We start from the raw sequence: 18,186 nt of genomic DNA on the forward strand, positions 1-18,186 counted from the left end.
CTGCTGGCGTCGTTCTGCCATACTGCCGTTGTCCCGCTGGCAGTTGGAGACCAGGTCCGAAATTGAATAATAGTCAACAACGTGGCGTCGACCGCCCACGGGCGCGCGGCACCGACCGCTCACTGGCGCGCCGCGCCGAACTCATCTCCATCGGGCGGAAGTTGTTCGCCGACACCTCGTACGACACGCTGTCGATGGATGACATCGCAGGCCAGGCGCATGTCGCCAAAGGGCTGATCTACTACTACTTCAAGTCCAAGCGTGGCTATTACCTCGCGATCATCGAGGACTCGGTCGCCGACCTGATCTCCCGCGCGGCGAGCGGCCTCGAACTCCCCCCGGCGGAGCGGGTGCACCGCACCATCGACGGCTATCTGCGCTACGCCGAGCTCAACCAGGCCGCGTACCGCACGATCATCAGCGGAGGCGTCGGCTTCGACACCGAGGTGCACGCCATACGGGACGGCGTGCGCGCGGCCATCGTCGACACCATCGCCGAAGGGGCGTACGGAAGGCGCAAGATCGCGCCACTGCCGCGCATGGCCCTGCTCGGCTGGCTCTACAGCGTCGAAGGCGCCACTCTCGACTGGATCGGGCATCAGTCGGTGCCGCGCGACACCATGCGTGAGCTGCTGGTGAAGATGCTGGGGGGCGCCATGCGCGCGGTCGAGGAACTCGATCCCGCGTACCTGGCCCCGCCCGCTGCCCGCCGGGACCATGAGTTGTCGCGTGAGCAGACGCATGAGCAGACGCATGAGCACACGCATGAGTAAGAGGCGGAGGTCTGTCGACCCCCGCCCCATCTTCCGTGCCGCTGCGGCTAGTTGATCGACTTGATCAGCTCACCGTTCGACGTGTCGCCGCTCAGCTCCCAGAAGAACGTGCCGCCCAGGCCCTGCGCGTTCTTGTAGCTCATCTTGCCCGCGATGGTCGACGGAGTGTCGTAACTCCACCAGTTGTTCCCGCACTTGGCGTACGCAGTGCCGCCGACCGTGCCGGTCGCCGGGCACTTCGTCTTGAGCACCTTGTAGTCGTCGATGCCCTGCTCGTACGTCCCCGTCGCGGGTCCCGTCGCCGTGCCACCGGGCGCCGCCTGGGTCACGCCGGTCCAGCCGCGCCCGTAGAAGCCGATGCCCAGCAGCAGCTTCGAGGCCGGGATGCCGAGGCCCTTGAGCTTCGCGATGGTCGCGGAGGTGTGGTAATCCGCCTTCGGGATACCGGTGTACGAGTTCAGCGGCGAGTGCGGGGCCGTCGGCCCTGTCGCGTCCCAGGCGCCGAAGAAGTCGTACGTCATCGGGTTGTACCAGTCGACGTACTGCGCCGCGCCCGCGTAGTCCGCCGCGTCGATCTTGCCGCCGGCGGTGGCGTCGGCCGTGATCGCCGCGGTGACCAGGTTGGAGCTGCCGAACTTCGTCCGCAGCGCCGACATCAGGTTCTTGAACGCCGCCTTGCCGCTGGTGTCACAGGTGTTGCCGCAGGCGTTGGGGTACTCCCAGTCGATGTCGATGCCGTCGAAGACGTCCGCCCACTTGGAGTTCTCGACCAGGTCGTAGCAGGACTGGGCGAACGCGGCCGGGTTCTTGGCGGCCTCGCCGAAACCGCTCGACCAGGTCCAACCACCGAAGGACCACAGGACCTTGAGGTTCGGGTGCTTCTTCTTCAGCTCGCGCAGCTGGTTGAAGTTGCCGCGCAGCGGCTGGTCCCAGGTGTCGGCGGTGCCGTCCACGGACTGGTCGGCGGTGTACGCCTTGTCGGTCGCCGCGTACGCGTCGCCCATGGCGCACTTGCCGCCGGTGACGTTGCCGAAGGCGTAGTTGATGTGGGTCAGCTTGGCGGCCGAGCCGGAGGTCTCGATGTTCTTGACGTGGTAGTTCCGGTCGTAGACGCCCCATTCGGTGAAGTAGCCGACGACCTTGGAACCGGCCGCGGTGGCCTGCGTGGTGGCCTGGGCGGTGCTGGACTCCGGGGCGGCCGTCGCGGCGCCGGCTCCGGCCAGCAGTCCCGCGCCGAGGACGGCACAACAGGCGGCGGACAGAAGCGCCCGGAAGCGGGCGCGGGGACGGTGCGGTCTGCGCATCGATGTCTCCTCGTGGGGGAGGGGAGCGTGGGGAAGTCGTGCTTGGACCTGCTGAGTGCTGTTTGACATGAACGCGGTGACGTGTTGGGGGAACAGTAGGAGGACTAGACCAGTGCGTCAATGGTTCGGACCAATTTCCCTTTCTTTTAGTAAGCGGTCGTTAACTGGTGACGCGGTGCCTCCGATCGGGCATACTCACAGCGCCACAGCCGCTGGTCAGCAGGTTCCGTGACCCGGAACGGAAGCATCGGCTGTGCCAGGTGAGACCCGGCGGAGCACCCCCACCCAGGTGTGCGTTCGCCGATATGCCCGACAGGGAGGAGAGCGTCGCCATGCCCGACCGCGCCCCGCAGCCGGTGGACCGTCAACTGCCCACGGACGAGGCCCGGGATCTGATCTCGCTCGTTCGCGACATCGCGCAGCACGAGATCGCCCCGAAGGCGGCCGAGGAGGAGGACGCCGGACAGTTCCCGCGCCATGTCTTCGGCCTGCTGTCCTCATCGGGGCTGCTCGGTCTGCCCTACGACTCCGCGTACGGCGGCGGAGACCAGCCGTACGAGGTCTATCTCCAGGTCCTCGAGGAGCTCGCCGCGGCCCGCCTCACCGTCGGCCTCGGCGTCAGCGTGCACTCCCTCTCCTGTCACGCCCTCGCGAACTACGGCACCAAGGAACAGCAGGTCGAGCACCTGCCCGCGATGCTCGGCGGCGGCCTCCTCGGCGCGTACTGCCTCTCCGAACCGTCCTCCGGTTCGGATGCCGCCTCCCTGCGGACGAAGGCGGTGAGGGACGGCGAGGACTGGGTGATCACGGGAACCAAGGCCTGGATCACGCACGGCGGAGTCGCCGACTTCTACACGGTCATGGCGCGCACCGGCGGCGAGGGCGCGCGGGGTATCACCGCGTTCCTGGTGCCCGGCGACGCCAAGGGACTGAGCGCCGCGCTGCCCGAGAAGAAGATGGGCATGAAGGGCTCGCCCACCGCGCAGGTGCACTTCGACGGCGTGCGGGTCCACGACGACCGGCGCCTCGGCGACGAGGGCCAGGGCTTCGCGATCGCCCTGTCCGCGCTCGACTCAGGGCGGCTCGGCATCGCGGCCTGTGCCATCGGTGTCGCCCAGGCGGCCCTGGACGAGGCCGTGGCGTACGCGACCGGGCGGCAGCAGTTCGGGCGGCCGATCTCGGACTTCCAGGGGCTGCGCTTCATGCTCGCGGACATGGCGACGCAGATCGAGGCGGGCCGGGCGCTCTATCTGGCCGCGGCACGGCTGCGCGACGCGGGCCGGCCGTTCTCCAAGCAGGCGGCCATGGCCAAGCTGCTGTGCACGGACACCGCGATGAAGGTGACCACGGACGCCGTCCAGGTGCTCGGCGGCTACGGCTACACCGCGGACTTCCCCGTGGAGCGCTATATGCGCGAGGCCAAGGTCCTCCAGATCGTCGAGGGCACCAATCAGATCCAGCGGATGGTCATCGCCCGTCACCTCGCGGGTCCCGACTCGCGCTGAACTGCGCGTACCCGTACATCGCCGACGGCGCCGCCAGCCGGACCCACTCCGGGTCGTGGCGCCCCGGCAGCGTACGGCCGCGATCGGTCCAAGTGCGGATCAGGGCGCGGTAGATGGGGGGATCCTGAGGCGCTGGGGGCCCCAGCCGAACCGATTCTGCCGGAGCCGGGACGAGGATCCGGCGCCGACGCTCGGTCGCAGAGTCTGTAGGGGTCATACCGGGGCAACGCGCGGGCGGGCAGGCAGGACACCGGCCCATGGATTCGAGCGTGAGTTCGCGGCGAGCCCGTGCGGGGGACCGTCCGAAGCGCGGTATCTGGTCCCGGACCGGTATCTGACGTACCGTCAACTGCGCGTCGGAGGCCGCACCCCTTCGAGTGACGTCAACTTCCGTGCGCCCAGGGAGGCTTGCCGTGCCGGACGACCGCCCCGTTGCCCTCGACGAGTACCCCGTTCACCAGGTCCCCCTGTCCATGAAGCACGTCGCGACCGGCGACCGGAACGCGTACGACCGCTGCATCTTCCACGTCTTCGATCACCAGGGCCGGGCGCTGCTGATCCTGGGGCTCGGCGTGTATCCGAACGTCGGGGTGATCGACGCATACGCCACCCTGCGGCTGGGTGACACCCTGCACGCCGTGCGGGCGTCGGACGCGCTGCGGGACGACAGCCGGATGGAGCTGGCGGTCGGCCCGCTCCGCATCCACGTCGAACGGCCCCTGAAGGACTTCGTCCTGAGCTGCGCGGCCGATCCGCAGGACCCGGACGGACTGTCGTACGAGATCAACTGGTCGGCGGACTTCCCGGCCCTCTGGGAGCCGCACCACCTGCAGCGGCGCGGCGGACGCCTCACGCTGGAGGGCAAGCGCTTCGCGCAGGCGGGCCGCTGCGACGGCTGGATCCGCGTCGGCGGCGAGGAGATACGCCTGAGCGCGGACGAGTGGACCGGCACCCGCGACCGCAGCTGGGGTGTGCGCCCCGTCCCGGGTGAGGAGGGCGGACGCCTCGCCGAGGAGAACCCGACCGAGGGGTTTCACTGGATCTGGTCGCCCGTGCGCTTCGAGGACCGCTTCCTGATGGTCATCACCCAGGAGGACGCCGACGGCCATCGCACGCTGAACGACGCGACACTCGTACGCGAGGGGGAGCGCGACCTCCAACTCGGCTGGCCCCAGGCCGACATCACCTACCGCTCCGGCACCCGCCATCCCTCATCCGCCGTCATCCATCTCACGCATCCGGTGGACCGCAAACCCATGGAACTGAGCGTGGAGGTGCTCACCTCCTCCCCGCTCGCGGTCGGCGCGGGCTATCCGCCCGCCGACGACTGGCAGCACGGCACCTGGCGCGGACGCGACTGGACCGACCGCCGTGTCTACGACCTCTCCGACCCGGCCGCGCACCCCCTCGCCGGGTACGGGGTGATCGACCACGCCGCCCGCTTCACGCTGGACGGGCAGGTCGGCCACGGGATCTTCGAGCACGGCTCGTTCGGCCGCCACGACCCGAGCGGCTTCACCGGATTCGACTCGGTCGCGCCCTGAATCCCCCTCGCGGCCTGATGGGAGTGGTGAGATGGCAACGGCACCCCGCCCGCGTACGACCACACGTGATCCCGAGGAGCTGACGCGCCGGCTGACCGCCTGGCTCAGCGCGCGGCTGCCCGGCGCCAAGGCGGTGAACGTGACCGCCCCCGAGTCCAACGGCATGTCCAGCGAGACCCTGCTCTTCGACATCGAGCACCTCGAACCGCCCCTGCGGACCTGCGCGTTGAGGCTGGCGGCGGATCCGGCGGCGTACACCGTCTTCCCCGTCTACGACATGCCCCGGCAGTACCGCACGATGCGCCTGGTCGCCGAGCGCACCGATCTGCCGGTGCCCCGGGTGCGGTGGCTGGAGGAGGATCCCGGGCCGCTCGGGGCGCCGTTCTTCGTCATGGAACGGGTCGAGGGCCGCGTGCCGCCGGACGTCATGCCCTATACGTACGAGGGGAACTGGCTGCACGCGGCGAGCGACGAGGAGCGCGAACGCCTGGAGGCGGCCTCGGTCGGACTCCTCGCGCGACTGCACGACCAAGTCCCCGTGACGGAAGCCGACTTCCTGGACCTGCCCGGCGACGGAAGCCCACTCCACCGTCACGTCACAGCCCAACGCGCCTACTACGAATGGGTGATTGACGGACTGTCACGCTCACCCCTCATCGAGAGCGCCTTCGACCGGCTCGACGCACTGTGGCCGCGTCACGAGGGCGAGGCGGTGCTCAACTGGGGTGACGCGCGCATCGGGAACGTCATCTACGAGGGGTTCGAACCCGCCGCCGTCCTCGACTGGGAGATGGCGGCCGTGGCCCCGCGCGAGGTGGACCTCGGCTGGACCGTCTATCTGCACCGCTTCTTCCAGGACCTCACGGTGAGCTTCGGTCAGCGCGGACTGCCCGGCTTCCTGCGCCGGGACAAGATCGAACAGCGGTATGCCCAACTCACCGGTCACACACCGCGCGACATGGACTTCTACACGCTGTACGCCGCCCTGCGACACGCGATCGTCATGCTGCGCGTCGCCTACCGACAGGCGCACTTCGGCGAGGTCGCCGTCCCCCGGGACCCGGACACACTGATCCTGCACCACGGCAGCCTGCGAGCCATGGTGCAGGGCAGCTACTGGGAGGAACGGGGTGTCGGCCGCTGAACCCGCTCGCTGAACGCGATGACCGTCAGGCTGCCTGGCGCCGCATCTCGGGGACCCGCATCGGGCGCGAGCCCGGGCCGCCCACGTGCGAGAACGGCTGCGTCCGCCAGTCGAGACCCTGAGGGAGCGTCAACAGGAGGGCGGTGTCCTGCTCCTGAAGCTCGGCGGTCTCGTCCGCGGGCCGTGCGTCGGCCGCCGCGCGGCCCGTGCCGGTGCAGACCGTGAGCCCGAACGGGTTCCACGGCGAGGCGCACAGCGCGTGCTCGGGCAGGACTTCCTCGTCCGCCAGGAGCGCGATGGGCTGCGCGCAGTCCGGGCAGAACACCCGGTACATCTCGAAGGTGTCGTACGCGTCGAACTCCTCGCCGTCCAGGGCGTCCGGTTCGACGCCCTCCGGCTCGGGCTCGAGAACCGGCTGCTGCCGCTTGGGTGCGGTACGACCAGGGCGCTTAAGACTCTGCATGGGATTCTCCCCCTCGGGTGGGCCGACAAGGCACTGCGGCCTCGACCACAGCAAGCACTTCCCGTCCCGTCTCTGCGGTAATCACGAGAACATCACGGACCCGGTTGCGGCCATGTGGCGTTCGTCACATGCCGCCCGCAGGTGCCTGGCCCGGTGGATTTGTCCCCCGGGTGGCTCACACGTGACTCTAGGCCACATCACAAACAGGGTATGACCTGCGCCGCTGAGTATCCGGTGGGATCAAGCGCCCTGTAGGTTCTTGCGCCATGGAGGAGCTGGACCGACAAATCGTGCAGCTGCTCGTCGCGGACGGGCGGATGAGTTACACCGACTTGGGCAAGGCCACGGGCCTGTCCACGTCTGCCGTGCACCAGCGGGTGCGCCGGCTGGAGCAGCGCGGCGTCATCCGCGGCTATGCCGCGGTCGTGGACTCGGAGGCCGTCGGGCTGCCCCTGACGGCCTTCATCTCGGTGAAGCCGTTCGACCCCAGCGCCCCGGACGACATCGCGGAACGCCTCGCCGGTGTCCCCGAGATCGAGGCCTGCCACAGCGTCGCGGGCGACGAGAACTACATCCTCAAGGTGCGGGTCTCGACCCCGCACGAACTGGAGGAGCTTCTCGCCCGCCTGCGTACGCTGGCGGGCGTGTCGACACGTACGACGGTGGTGCTGTCGACGCCGTACGAGGCGCGGCCACCACGGATCTGACCGACCCCGGCACCGGAGGGCTGCCGGGAGGCGCGAGACTGTTCCCCATGAGTGAGAGCACCGCCCCGTCGGACACCGTGCTGCTGCGCGGTGGCGAAGTCCACAGTCCCGCCGATCCCTTCGCGACCGCGATGGTCGTGGAGCGCGGGCAAGTCGCCTGGGTCGGCTCCGAGGGCGCCGCCGACGCCTTCGCGGAGGGCGTCGACGAGGTCGTGGACCTCGAAGGAGCCCTGGTCACCCCGGCGTTCACCGACGCCCATGTGCACACCACCGCCACCGGGCTCGCGCTCACCGGCCTCGACCTGTCCGACGCCCCCTCCCTGGACGCGGCCCTGGCTCTCGTACGCGACTTCGCCGCCGCCCGCCCCGCCGACCGGGTCCTGCTCGGCCACGGCTGGGACGCGGCCCGCTGGCCCGGCGGCCGGCCGCCGACGCGCGCCGAACTCGACGGGGCGACCGGCGGGCGCCCGCTGTACCTCTCCCGCATCGACGTGCACTCCGCGGTGGTCACCACCGCGCTCCTGGACCTGGTCCCGGGGGTCACCGCACGGGCCGGGTACGTGCCCGACGCCCCCCTCACCCGCGACGCCCACCACGCCGTGCGGGCCGCCGCGCTCGGCGCCATCACCGGGCAGCAGCGCACCGAGGCCCAGCGCGCCGCCCTCGCCCACGCCGCCTCGCTCGGCATCGGCTCCGTCCACGAGTGCGCGGGCCCCGAGATCTCCTCCGAGGACGACTTCACCGGCCTGCTGCGCCTCGCCGCCGAGGAGCCGGGGCCCCGGGTCGTGGGCTACTGGGCCGAGCTGGCCGAAGAGGGCGTCGAGAAGGCACGCTCCCTGGGCGCGATCGGCGCCGCCGGCGACCTCTTCGTCGACGGCTCCCTCGGCTCGTACACCGCCTGCCTGCACCAGCCGTACGCCGACGCCGAGCACACCGGCACGGCCTACCTCGACGCCGCCGCGGTCGCCGCGCATGTGGTGGCCTGCACCGAGGCGGGCCTCCAGGCGGGCTTCCACGCCATCGGGGACGCCGCGGTGACCTCCGTGGTCGACGGCGTCCGCATCGCCGCAGAGAAGGTCGGACTCGCCCGCGTGCGCGCCGCACGGCACCGCGTCGAGCACGCCGAGATGCTCATCCCCGAGATGGTGGCGGCCTTCGCCGAGCTCGGCCTCACCGCGTCCGTGCAGCCCGCCTTCGACGCGCTGTGGGGTGGCGAGGACGGGATGTACGCCCAGCGCCTCGGCGCCGAACGGGCCCGCACGCTCAACCCGTTCGCGGCCCTGCTGCGCGCCGGGGTCCCGCTCGCCTTCGGCTCCGACAGCCCCGTCACGCCCCTCGACCCCTGGGGCACCGTCCGCGCCGCCGCCTTCCACCGCACCCCCGAGCACCGGGTGTCCGTCCGCGCCGCGTTCACGGCGCATACGCGCGGCGGATGGCGGGCCGTCGGACGGGACGACGCGGGTGTCCTGGTGCCGGGTGCGCCCGCCGACTACGCCGTGTGGCGCACCGACGCCCTCGTCGTGCAGGCCCCCGACGACCGGGTCGCGCGCTGGTCCACCGACCCGCGCTCGGGCACCCCGGGGCTGCCCGACCTGACCCCCGGCAACGACCTGCCCGTCTGTCTGCGCACCGTGGTGGGCGGACAGGCGGTATTCGTACGGCCCAACGAGTGATGTGCCGGGGTGGCGCGGTCCTGATCATCCTCCGCCACCGCGTCGCGCGACCTGCGCATCCTCCGCACTGACCAGGCGATTGAGGGAAAAGCCGCAGGCCGAACGGCTGTTGACAGGTGACGGCAGGTGGCCGGTAGGTTCGGCCGGGTCCACCACCGGACGTCCGACCGGGAACTTCCGCGCGGCCTCCAAGCGCCGCTGGGTCAGGGGTGGTGTGCCGCACCGGCGCACCACCACTGGGAGCCAGGCCCAGCGCCCGCGCGACGAGAGGCGAGGGAACGTTCCGACAAGTCGGCAGGTGTGACCCGGGTGGGGCCCGGACGTTCAGTAGACAACGGCTTTCGGTCGACCCGCAGCCAGCGGGTCCCTGGTCGGCCCGAAGGGCGCCGGGCCCCGATCCGCAGCACACGAGCTCGCCCTCGCGGCGCCCACTCTTACCCGGCTCTTGCCGAATCGACACCCTGGTACTGACGCTGCGACGCAGCGGCGCAGGTTGAGAGCACTATGGTGGACCCCTGCGTACGGACACGAAGGGGCAGCAGTGAACGACGACGGGACCCTCGCGGCAGGAGCCCAGGGGAGGCAGTTCGGCCCGCTCGGCACCGCCTTGGTGATCATTCCGACCTACAACGAGGCGGAGAACATCAAGAAGATCGTCGGCCGGGTGCGCGCAGCTGTGCCCGAGGCGCACGTCCTGGTGGCCGACGACAACAGCCCCGACGGGACGGGCAAGCTCGCCGACGAGCTGGCCGCCGAGGACGACCACGTCCAGGTGCTGCACCGCAAGGGCAAGGAAGGCCTCGGCGCCGCCTACCTCGCGGGCTTCCGCTGGGGCATGGAGCACGACTACGGCGTACTCGTCGAGATGGACGCCGACGGCTCGCACCAGCCGGAGGAGCTGCCCCGCCTGCTGACCGCCCTCAAGGGGGCCGACCTCGTGCTCGGCTCGCGCTGGGTGCCGGGCGGGCGCGTCGTGAACTGGCCCAAGTCCCGTGAGTTCATCTCCCGCGGCGGCAGCCTGTACTCCCGCGTTCTGCTCGACGTGCCGATCCGGGACGTCACGGGCGGCTACCGCGCCTTCCGCCGCGAGACCCTCGAAGGCCTCGGCCTCGGTGAGGTCGCCTCCCAGGGGTACTGCTTCCAGGTCGACCTGGCCCGCCGCGCCGTCAAGGCCGGATTCCACGTCGTCGAGGTGCCCATCACCTTCGTCGAGCGGGAACTCGGCGACTCCAAGATGAGCCGCGACATCCTCGTGGAGGCCCTGTGGCGGGTCACCACGTGGGGCGTGGGGGAGCGGGTCGCGCGGATCACGGGCCGCAAGTCTTCCTGACGTCGCGTCCCGGGCTCGATGCACAGCTGCCGTGGCTGATCCACAGCTGCCGTTGATCATCCGCTTATCCCGTACTGAGCCGCGCCCAGGCACACTGGGTGCATGACGACTGGCGCTCCGACTCCCACGCACCCCGCCCGCCCGCGGCGCTCGCGGCTGCGCACCTTCCTGCCGCTCGGCATCGCGGCGTGGCTGGTGCTGGAGATCTGGCTGCTGACCCTGGTCGCGGGGGCGGCGGGCGGCTTCACGGTCTTCCTGCTGCTGGTCGCCGGATTCGTGTTCGGCGCCGTGGTCATCAAGCGGGCCGGCCGCCGGGCCTTCCGCAACCTCAGCGAGACGCTGCAACAGCAGCAGAGCGGCGTGGCCCCCACCAGCGGGGGCGGCAACGGGAACGGCCTGATGATGCTCGGCGGCCTCCTCCTGATGCTCCCGGGCCTCATCTCCGACGCCCTGGGCCTCCTCCTGCTCATCCCGCCCGTCCAGAAGGCCCTCAGCCGCTATGCGGAGCGCACCCTCGACCGCAAGATGCGCGCGGCCGCCCCGGGTACCTTCGGCGACGCCTTCCAGCAGGCCCGCATCCACCGCCCCGACGGCAAGGTGGTCCAGGGCGAGGTCATCAGGGACGAGGGCCCGCAGGAGCCGGGCTCTGAGACGCGGCCACCTCTGAATCGCTGAGGTGCGGGTTGCAGCCCGTCCGGCGCTTGAGGACGAGCCCGTCAGGGCGATGGGGGGGGCTGGGGCGCAGCCCCCAGGAACAGCAGCCCCCCACAGACCGCCACTGACCACACAGACACCGGCGGAGCCGAAACGCACGAAACCGCGGACCCCGTACGGTAAACGTACGGCGCCCGCGGTGACGCGCGTGCTATGTATGCCGCTCAACCCCCGGAGGGGTTACGCGGACTTGCGGCTGTCCCGCGGATGTACCGCGATGTTCATCGCGCCGGAGCGCAGAACCGCCAGGCGCTCCTCGAGGACCTCTTCGAGCTCCTCTCGGGTGCGCCGCTCCATCAGCATGTCCCAATGCGTACGCGCGGGCTTGGCCTTCTTTTCCTCAGGGCCGTCGCCGTCCACCAGGAGTGCCTGCGCCCCGCAGACCTTGCACTCCCACTCCGGCGGGATCTCCGCCTCGACCGAGAAGGGCATCTCAAAACGATGTCCCTTCTCGCATGCGTACTCCACGGCCTGGCGCGGGGCCAGGTCGATGCCGCGGTCCGTCTCGTAGCTGGTCACCACGAGGCGCGTGCCGCGAAGAGCTCGCTCACTCATGAATCGTGCCTCCCGGGCTTGTCGCCCACAGGACAGGTGTCGCTGTCGTCGTCATCCGGTCAACGTCCGGTCGGCGGTAAAGATTCCCGTTCCGGGTCATGCGTCGCCGTCGTAGCCGCCCCTTGTTGTACCCACCGGCGCCCGGTTTGTCACATCTGACAGCAGATGTCACCCAACGTTCCAGTATCTTTGGCGCGCAGTAACGGTACGCCTGGCAGGCCAAACGCGTACACTACCGGCCTTTGGCCTCGGGCGCTAAATCCTGTCGGGTACGGGATTGCCCGCGTCGCGCACCGCCTGCCGCACCGGAACCCGCGCAAGCAGCACGAAACCAATGACGAAGAAGGCCACCAGCGAGATGATCGCGTCCCGATAACTTCCCGTCAGCTGGTAGGTCAGCCCGAACAAAAGTGGGCCCAGCCAGCTCATGCCGCGGTCGCTCATCTCGTACGCCGAGAAGTACTCGGCCTCCTTCCCGCTCGGCACGAGATGCGAGAACAGGGAGCGCGACAGCGCCTGGCTGCCGCCCAGGACGAGACCGATGCCGGCGGCGAGGACGAAGAACCAGACGGGTGCGCCGGCGGGCAGGAAGTACCCGGCGCCGAGCGTCACGGTCCAGGCGACGAGCGAGCCGAGGATCGTGCGTTTCGCGCCGTACGTGCGCGCCAGCCGCCCCATGCCCAGGGCGCCCCCGACCGCGAGCACCTGGACCAGCAGCACGGCGACGATCAGGGTCGACTGGCCGAGCCCCAGCTCCTCCGATCCGTACACCGAAGCCTGCGAGATGACCGTCTGGATGCCGTCGTTGTAGACGAGGTACGCGAGCAGGAAGGCGAGCGTGAGCGGCTTGCCGCGCATGTCCCGGACGGTGGCGGCCAACTGCCGCCAGCCGTGCCCGGACGCCGCCTGGACGCCGGCCGTAGGGCGGTCGCGCAGCCGCTTCAGCGGTACGAGGGTGAAGGCGCCCCACCAGACGCCCGCCGAGGCCAGACAGATGCGGACGGCCGTCGACTCGGAGACACCGAAGGTGTCATGCGCCGTGTAGAGGATCAGGTTGGCGACCAGGACCAGCGAGCCCGCCGCGTATCCGAACGCCCAGCCCCGGGACGAGACGGCGTCGCGCTCCTCGGGCGGGGCGATCTGCGGCAGGTAGGAGTTGTAGAGGACCATCGACACCGCCACCGAGGCATTGGCGACGATCAGCAGCAGGCCGCCCAGCAGATAGCGGTCGCCGGCCAGGAAGAACATGCCCGTGGTGGCCCCGGCGCCCACATAGGCGGCGGCCGCGAGCAGCGGCTTCTTGCGGCCCGTGCGGTCGGCGGCCGCGCCCGCCAGCGGCATCACGAAGATCGACAGGATGACGGACGCGGAGACCGCGTACGCGAAGAAGGAACCGGCGCGGACCGGGATCCCCAGGGGGTGCACGAAGCCGTCCGCGTCCGCCGCGTGCTTGGCGACCGACGTCAGATAGGGCCCCAGAAAGACGGTCAGCACGCTCGTGGAGTAGACGGAGCAGGCCCAGTCGTAGAAGTACCAGCCGTGTTGCTCGCGCCGCCGCTCGGCGGCCTCGTCGGCCGCCTGTGCCCGCACGGTGTCAGTGCCCACCCGTGCTCCTCGCTTCCCCGTGAACGGACCGCGCGAGGAGGCTCAGACCCAGGTGCCCCGGTCCTCCAGGACCTTGCGCAGCGTGTCGATGTGATCGGTCATGATGCCATCGACTCCCAGGTCCAGGAGCCGGTGCATCCGTTCCGGTTCGTTCACGGTCCACACGTGCACCTGCAGCCCGCGCGCGTGGGCGGCGCGGAGGAAGCGCTGGTCGACCACCGGCACGCCCGACTGGGACTCCGGCACCTGGGCGGCGACGGCCGAGCGGCGCAGCGCGGCCGGTATGCCCCACGAGCGCAGCCGGAGGCCGAGCACACCGCGGGTGCCGTACGACGTCGCCAGGCGCGGCCCGGCCAGGCGCTGGGCGCGGGCGACGCGCGCCTCGGAGAAGGAGCCGACGCAGACGCGGTCCCAGGAGTCCGTGCGGCCGATCAGGTCGAGCAGCGGGTGGAGGGCGGGTTCGGCCTTGACGTCGATGTTCCAGCGGACCTCGGGGAACGTTTCGAGAAGTTCTTCGAAGAGGGGGACCGGCTCCTTGCCCGCCACGCGCGCGTGGCACACGTCCTCCCAGGGGAGGTCGGCGATCCGGCCCGCCCCGTCCGTCACCCGGTTGAGGGTCGCGTCGTGGAAGGCGACGAGCTTGCCGTCCGCCGTCGCGTGCACGTCGGTCTCGATGTAGCGGTAGCCCGCCTCCACCGCGCGCCGGAACTGGCCGAGGGTGTTCTCCAGGCCGTCCGCCGCCCCGCCCCGGTGCGCGAAGGCGATCGGGCCGGGGTGGTCGAGGTACGGGTGGCGTATGCGCGTGCTCACCCGGGCAGTATCGCGCGCTCCGGTTGACCGGCGGCAACGACGGTGCTGCCGGTCGGTGTTGTGGGGACGGCGAACATGCGCAGGAACAGCTGGGCGAGGGGTCCGATCGCGACGGCGTACAGCACCGTGCCGATGCCGACGGTGCCGCCGAGCGCGAAACCGGTCGCGACCACCGCCACTTCCAGGGCGGTGCGCACCAGACGGATCGAGCGGCCCGTACGCCGGTGCAGGCCCGTCATGAGCCCGTCGCGCGGGCCGGGACCGAAGCTGGCCGAGATGTAGAGGCCGGTCGCCACGCCGTTCAGCAGGATGCCCGCCACGAGCAGCGGAATCCGTACGGCCAGGGTGTGCGCGTCGGGCACCAGGGCGAGCGTGCCGTCCATGGCGATGCCGACCACGAACACGTTGGAGACCGTCCCGAGGCCGGGGCGCTGGCGCAGCGGGATCCACAGGAGCAGCACCGCCGCGCCCACGATGATCGACACCACCCCGATCGTCAGGCCGGTCAGCTCGGCAAGGCCCTGGTGCAGCACGTTCCAGGGCTCCAGACCGAGGCCCGATTCCACGAGCAGGGCCGAACTCGCGCCGTACAGCGCCAGGCCGACGTACAGCTGGACGAGCCGGCGCGGGATCCGCCGGGACCGGGACAGTTCGGCGCGTATGGAGCGTGTGGACAAGTGATGCCCCCCTGTGGTGGTAGTGGCCTGGCGCATGACATTCTGTGGCTTGGTTGGAGATTCCATCCAAGGCCAATTCGGGGAAGGTGGACTGGGAATCATGGCGCAGTGGACTTCGGCGGTGGGTGCCGCACAGCTCGCCCGGCTGCTCAACTCCCAGCAGGAGCGCCCCGCGGGGCCGGGCACCCGCCGTCCGCCCGCCTATCGCGCGCTCGCCGACGGCATTCGGCTGCTCGTGCTCGAAGGCCGGGTGCCGGTCGCCGCGCGGCTGCCCGCCGAGCGGGAGCTCGCGCTGTCCCTGTCCATCAGCCGTACGACGGTCGCCGCGGCCTACGAGGCGCTGCGCGCCGAGGGGTTCCTGGAGTCCCGCAGGGGAGCGGGCAGCTGGACCGCGGTGCCTGCGGGGAATCCGCTGCCCGCGCGCGGCCTGGAGCCGCTGCCGCCCGAGGCCCTCGGGTCGATGATCGACCTCGGCTGCGCGTCGCTGCCGGCGCCCGAGCCGTGGCTCACCCGTGCCGTGCAGGGGGCTCTGGAGGAGCTGCCGCCGTACGCACACACGCACGGCGACTATCCGGCGGGCCTGCCCGCGCTGCGCTCGATGATTGCCGAGGGGTACACGGCGCGCGGCATTCCGACCATGCCCGAGCAGATCATGGTGACCACCGGGGCGATGGGCGCGATCGACGCGATCTGTCATCTCTTCGCCGGCCGCGGTGAGCGGATCGCCGTCGAGTCGCCCTCGTACGCCAACATCCTTCAGCTGATGCGCGAGGCCGGAGCCCGGCTGGTCCCCGTCGCCATGGCCGAGGGGCTCTCCGGATGGGACATGGATCGCTGGCGGCAGGTGCTGCGGGACTCGGCTCCCCGCCTCGCCTATGTGGTCGCCGACTTCCACAACCCCACCGGTGCCCTGGCCGGCGAGGACCAGCGGCGGGGGTTGGTGGACGCGGCGCGTTCCGCGGGCACCGTGCTGGTCGTCGACGAGACGATGAGTGAACTGCACCTCGACGAGGGGTTGGAGATGCCGCGCCCCGTGTGCAGCTTCGACCCGGCCGGGTCGACGGTGATCACCGTCGGCTCCGCGAGCAAGGCGTTCTGGGCGGGGATGCGGATCGGATGGGTGCGGGCCGCTCCCGACATCATCCGCAGCCTGGTCTCCGCGCGCGCGTACGCCGACCTGGGCACGCCCGTATTGGAGCAGCTGGCCGTCAACTGGCTGTTCAGCACCGGGGGCTGGCAGCAGGCCGTGGAGATTCGGCGGGAACAGGCCCGGGAGAACCGGGACGCACTCGTCGCCGCCGTGCGGCGGGAGCTGCCCGGGTGGGAGTTCTCTGTCCCCCGGGGCGGGCTCACGCTGTGGGTGCGGACGGGTGGACTGTCCGGGTCGCGGCTCGCCGAGGCGGGTGAGCGGGTGGGCGTACGCGTGCCCTCCGGGCCTCGGTTCGGGGTGGACGGGGCCTTCGAGGGGTATGTGCGGCTGCCGTTCACCGTGGGGGGTGCGGTGGCCGAGGAGGCGGCGGTGCGGCTGGCTGCGGCGGCGCGGTTGGTGGAGACGGGGGTGTCCGCAGGGAGCGAGCCGCCTCGGACGTTCGTGGCGTAGGGGCACTTGTCGGCCCCGCCGGGCGTAGGCCTTTGGCCCGTCCGGCGTTTGAGGACGAGGCCGTTCAGGCCGACGGCGAGGGTCTGGGGGCGGCAGCCCCCTGGGGATGGGAAGGGTAGGGGTGGCGGGGGCGAGAAACCGCCTTAACTCTCCGCCACCGCGGCCTCCGCAGGCACCGGCTGCGCGTCCGCAGGCACCGGCTCCGCGTCCGCGGGCGTCGGCTCCGCGTCCGCAGGCGTCGTCCGCTCCGGGAGGAGTTCCAGGACGGCCTGCCGATGGGTCTCACTCGTGGCGTCGTCGTAGGGGTCAGGGGTGGCCGGAACCTGGAGGCGAAGGACGGGCCCGGTACCCAGGCGGGCATACCCGCGGCCGGGCGGGACGTCGCGGGTGGGCGTGGTGTGCGGCGGCGCGCCGAGGATCGCTTCCAGCTGGTCCGAGGACGTCGGCCCGAGCACCACGCGCGCGCGGGTGTGCTGGCGGACCGCCTCGCTGAGGGAGTCGAGGCCGTCGAAGTGCTCGGCCACGACGACCGTGACGCCCGCCGCGCGCCCGTGGCGGAGGGGGACCTGAAGGAGCGCCTGGGGGTCCTTGCGGCCGTCGGCGGCGGCGAGGTGGCCGAGGGCGCTCGGCCGGTCCAGCAGGATCCAGAGAGGGCGCTTGGTGTCATCGGGGGCGGGATGCCCCGCCTGACGGGCACGGTTCGCGGCGATCAGGCGCCGCTCCGTCTCATGGGCGGCCCACTCCAGGCTCGCCAGCGCCCCCGCCAGCCCGCACTCGATGGCGAGCACACCGTCCCGGCCGGTCAGGCACGCGTACTCACCGGTGGCGCCGCCCTCGACGATGACGACATCGCCGTACTGGAGGGCTTGGAGGGCGATCGAGCGGAGGAGCGTGGTCGTGCCGCTGCCGGGTTCGCCTGCCACCAGAAGGTGCGGCTCGGTGGAACGGCCCCCCGTGCGCCAGACGACGGGCGGAACGTCGCGCTGTTCCTCACCGTAGGTGAGGGGGAGCGTGCGCTGGACGTCGGCCGGGTCGGTGAAGCCGAGGACCGTCTCGCCGGGGGCGGTGACGAAGCGCTGGGCGGCGATGTCGGTGGGGAGGGGCGGCAGGACGGTGACGGTGAGTTCGTTGCCCTCCTCGTCCCAGTCGAAGTGATACTCGCGGCCGCGGCCCGACTTGGCGTGCAGCAGCTGTTCGATCCGGGCGCGGGACTCCGTTTCGCCGTCCGTGAAGTACGCCGGATAGCGGATGAGGAGACGGGACACGCGTCCGTCGTCGTCGAAGTCGTACGAGGAGAAGGTCTTCTCCCAGTCGCCGCCGTGGGCGTAGAGGGGATCGGGGTCCTCGGCCGCGGAGAAGTACGGGACAAGGGCCTCGTACAGCGACTGGAGGCGCCCGGTCTGCGCCTCGTCGGGGCCCGTGGGCGTCGACGGGGTGCGGTCGCGGCCGGTCCAGGCTGCCGCCGCCATCAGGCCGATGGCGGCGAGCAGCGGCCCGTACGGCACCAGAGCCACGACCAGGATCACCGAGGCCACCAGGAACAGCAGCGGCCCGCGCCGGTCCTTGGGGGTGTCGGCCCACTTGCGCCGTCCGGCACCTGCCAGCCGGCGCAGTCCTCGGGAGACCGTGATCAGTGGGTGGAGGACGTCGGTGGCGCTGTCGGCTGCCGTCCGGGCCAGCTCCCGGCTTCGGGCGATCTGTGCGCTGCCGCTGCTGAGGATGCGGGGGAGAGGGCGCCGGGCCACTGCTGTCTCCTGATGGTGCGTGCGAGAGGGACGGGCG

16 protein-coding genes are annotated in these 18,186 nt (G+C 71.1%); 9 read left to right on the plus strand and 7 right to left on the minus strand.

Annotation, left to right across the window (positions count from 1 at the left end):
- Positions 1–62 precede the first annotated feature (62 nt).
- Positions 63–773 (plus strand): TetR/AcrR family transcriptional regulator, encoded by a 711-nt coding sequence (locus tag ACZ4WS_RS10830; protein WP_467979127.1) that lies wholly within the window; start codon positions 63–65, stop codon positions 771–773.
- 47 nt (positions 774–820) lie between these two features.
- On the opposite strand, the gene ACZ4WS_RS10835 is transcribed toward ACZ4WS_RS10830, so the two are convergent.
- Positions 821–2,077, minus strand: a complete 1,257-nt coding sequence (locus ACZ4WS_RS10835; RefSeq protein ID WP_467979129.1) for a glycoside hydrolase family 18 protein — start codon at positions 2,075–2,077, stop codon at positions 821–823.
- Between the two features lie 332 nt (positions 2,078–2,409).
- Between ACZ4WS_RS10835 and ACZ4WS_RS10840 the strand changes: the two genes are divergently transcribed.
- From ACZ4WS_RS10840 to ACZ4WS_RS10850, 3 genes are all read left to right on the plus strand, one after another.
- Positions 2,410–3,582 (plus strand): acyl-CoA dehydrogenase family protein, encoded by a 1,173-nt coding sequence (locus ACZ4WS_RS10840; RefSeq protein WP_467979284.1) that lies wholly within the window; start codon positions 2,410–2,412, stop codon positions 3,580–3,582.
- Positions 3,583–3,995: 413 nt separating this feature from the next.
- Positions 3,996–5,126, plus strand: a complete 1,131-nt coding sequence (locus ACZ4WS_RS10845; protein ID WP_467979131.1) for an Rv3169 family protein — start codon at positions 3,996–3,998, stop codon at positions 5,124–5,126.
- A gap of 31 nt (positions 5,127–5,157) precedes the next feature.
- Complete coding sequence (locus ACZ4WS_RS10850) at positions 5,158–6,270, plus strand: phosphotransferase family protein (RefSeq protein WP_467979133.1); 1,113 nt, start codon at positions 5,158–5,160, stop codon at positions 6,268–6,270.
- Between the two features lie 25 nt (positions 6,271–6,295).
- On the opposite strand, the gene ACZ4WS_RS10855 is transcribed toward ACZ4WS_RS10850, so the two are convergent.
- A complete protein-coding gene (locus ACZ4WS_RS10855; protein WP_467979135.1) occupies positions 6,296–6,733 on the minus strand; it encodes a hypothetical protein in 438 nt (145 codons plus the stop codon).
- Between the two features lie 266 nt (positions 6,734–6,999).
- Here ACZ4WS_RS10855 and ACZ4WS_RS10860 point away from each other — a divergent pair, with 266 nt between their 5' ends.
- The 4 genes from ACZ4WS_RS10860 to fxsA all read left to right on the plus strand — a co-directional run bounded on the left by ACZ4WS_RS10860 (position 7,000) and on the right by fxsA (position 11,118).
- Entirely contained in the window at positions 7,000–7,440 is a 441-nt protein-coding gene (locus ACZ4WS_RS10860; RefSeq protein WP_354777579.1) for an Lrp/AsnC family transcriptional regulator, read from the plus strand.
- Positions 7,441–7,487: 47 nt separating this feature from the next.
- On the plus strand, positions 7,488–9,113 hold the full coding sequence (locus ACZ4WS_RS10865) for an amidohydrolase (RefSeq protein ID WP_467979137.1): 1,626 nt from the start codon (positions 7,488–7,490) through the stop codon (positions 9,111–9,113).
- A 541-nt stretch (positions 9,114–9,654) separates the two neighbouring features.
- Positions 9,655–10,443 (plus strand): polyprenol monophosphomannose synthase, encoded by a 789-nt coding sequence (locus ACZ4WS_RS10870; RefSeq protein ID WP_467979138.1) that lies wholly within the window; start codon positions 9,655–9,657, stop codon positions 10,441–10,443.
- 102 nt (positions 10,444–10,545) lie between these two features.
- Positions 10,546–11,118, plus strand: coding sequence for an FxsA family membrane protein (fxsA, locus tag ACZ4WS_RS10875; protein ID WP_467979140.1), 573 nt, complete (start codon positions 10,546–10,548; stop codon positions 11,116–11,118).
- Positions 11,119–11,337: 219 nt separating this feature from the next.
- On the opposite strand, the gene ACZ4WS_RS10880 is transcribed toward fxsA, so the two are convergent.
- The 4 genes from ACZ4WS_RS10880 to yczE form a co-directional block, all read right to left on the minus strand.
- Positions 11,338–11,712 carry an RNA polymerase-binding protein RbpA gene (locus tag ACZ4WS_RS10880; protein WP_003977404.1) on the minus strand — a complete coding sequence of 125 codons (375 nt, stop codon included), beginning with the start codon at positions 11,710–11,712 and terminating at the stop codon, positions 11,338–11,340.
- A gap of 255 nt (positions 11,713–11,967) precedes the next feature.
- Positions 11,968–13,317, minus strand: coding sequence for an MFS transporter (locus ACZ4WS_RS10885; RefSeq protein ID WP_467979143.1), 1,350 nt, complete (start codon positions 13,315–13,317; stop codon positions 11,968–11,970).
- A gap of 42 nt (positions 13,318–13,359) precedes the next feature.
- Positions 13,360–14,127, minus strand: coding sequence for a glycerophosphodiester phosphodiesterase (locus tag ACZ4WS_RS10890; protein ID WP_467979145.1), 768 nt, complete (start codon positions 14,125–14,127; stop codon positions 13,360–13,362).
- Positions 14,124–14,840: a membrane protein YczE gene (gene yczE / locus ACZ4WS_RS10895; RefSeq protein WP_467979147.1), complete on the minus strand. Its 717-nt coding sequence runs from the start codon at positions 14,838–14,840 to the stop codon at positions 14,124–14,126. Before yczE ends, ACZ4WS_RS10890 begins: the two co-directional genes overlap by 4 nt.
- Positions 14,841–14,904: 64 nt before the next feature.
- Between yczE and ACZ4WS_RS10900 the strand changes: the two genes are divergently transcribed.
- Entirely contained in the window at positions 14,905–16,404 is a 1,500-nt protein-coding gene (locus ACZ4WS_RS10900) for an SCO1417 family PLP biosynthesis transcription factor (protein WP_467979149.1), read from the plus strand.
- Between the two features lie 143 nt (positions 16,405–16,547).
- Here ACZ4WS_RS10900 and ACZ4WS_RS10905 read toward each other — a convergent pair whose 3' ends face one another.
- A complete protein-coding gene (locus ACZ4WS_RS10905; protein WP_467979151.1) occupies positions 16,548–18,149 on the minus strand; it encodes an ATP-binding protein in 1,602 nt (533 codons plus the stop codon).
- Between the last annotated feature and the right edge of the window lie 37 nt (positions 18,150–18,186).

Source organism: Streptomyces sp. NPDC029292 (genome assembly GCF_055569295.1).

Coding starts and splice junctions, on each gene's coding strand:
- ACZ4WS_RS10850 (WP_467979133.1), top strand. CDS start 5,158: ATGGCAACGGCACCCCGCCCGCGTACGACCACACGTGATCCCGAGGAG.
- yczE (WP_467979147.1), bottom strand. CDS start 14,840: ATGCGCCAGGCCACTACCACCACAGGGGGGCATCACTTGTCCACACGC.
- fxsA (WP_467979140.1), top strand. CDS start 10,546: ATGACGACTGGCGCTCCGACTCCCACGCACCCCGCCCGCCCGCGGCGC.
- ACZ4WS_RS10900 (WP_467979149.1), top strand. CDS start 14,905: ATGGCGCAGTGGACTTCGGCGGTGGGTGCCGCACAGCTCGCCCGGCTG.
- ACZ4WS_RS10860 (WP_354777579.1), top strand. CDS start 7,000: ATGGAGGAGCTGGACCGACAAATCGTGCAGCTGCTCGTCGCGGACGGG.
- ACZ4WS_RS10840 (WP_467979284.1), top strand. CDS start 2,410: ATGCCCGACCGCGCCCCGCAGCCGGTGGACCGTCAACTGCCCACGGAC.
- ACZ4WS_RS10855 (WP_467979135.1), bottom strand. CDS start 6,733: ATGCAGAGTCTTAAGCGCCCTGGTCGTACCGCACCCAAGCGGCAGCAG.
- ACZ4WS_RS10835 (WP_467979129.1), bottom strand. CDS start 2,077: ATGCGCAGACCGCACCGTCCCCGCGCCCGCTTCCGGGCGCTTCTGTCC.
- ACZ4WS_RS10880 (WP_003977404.1), bottom strand. CDS start 11,712: ATGAGTGAGCGAGCTCTTCGCGGCACGCGCCTCGTGGTGACCAGCTAC.
- ACZ4WS_RS10865 (WP_467979137.1), top strand. CDS start 7,488: ATGAGTGAGAGCACCGCCCCGTCGGACACCGTGCTGCTGCGCGGTGGC.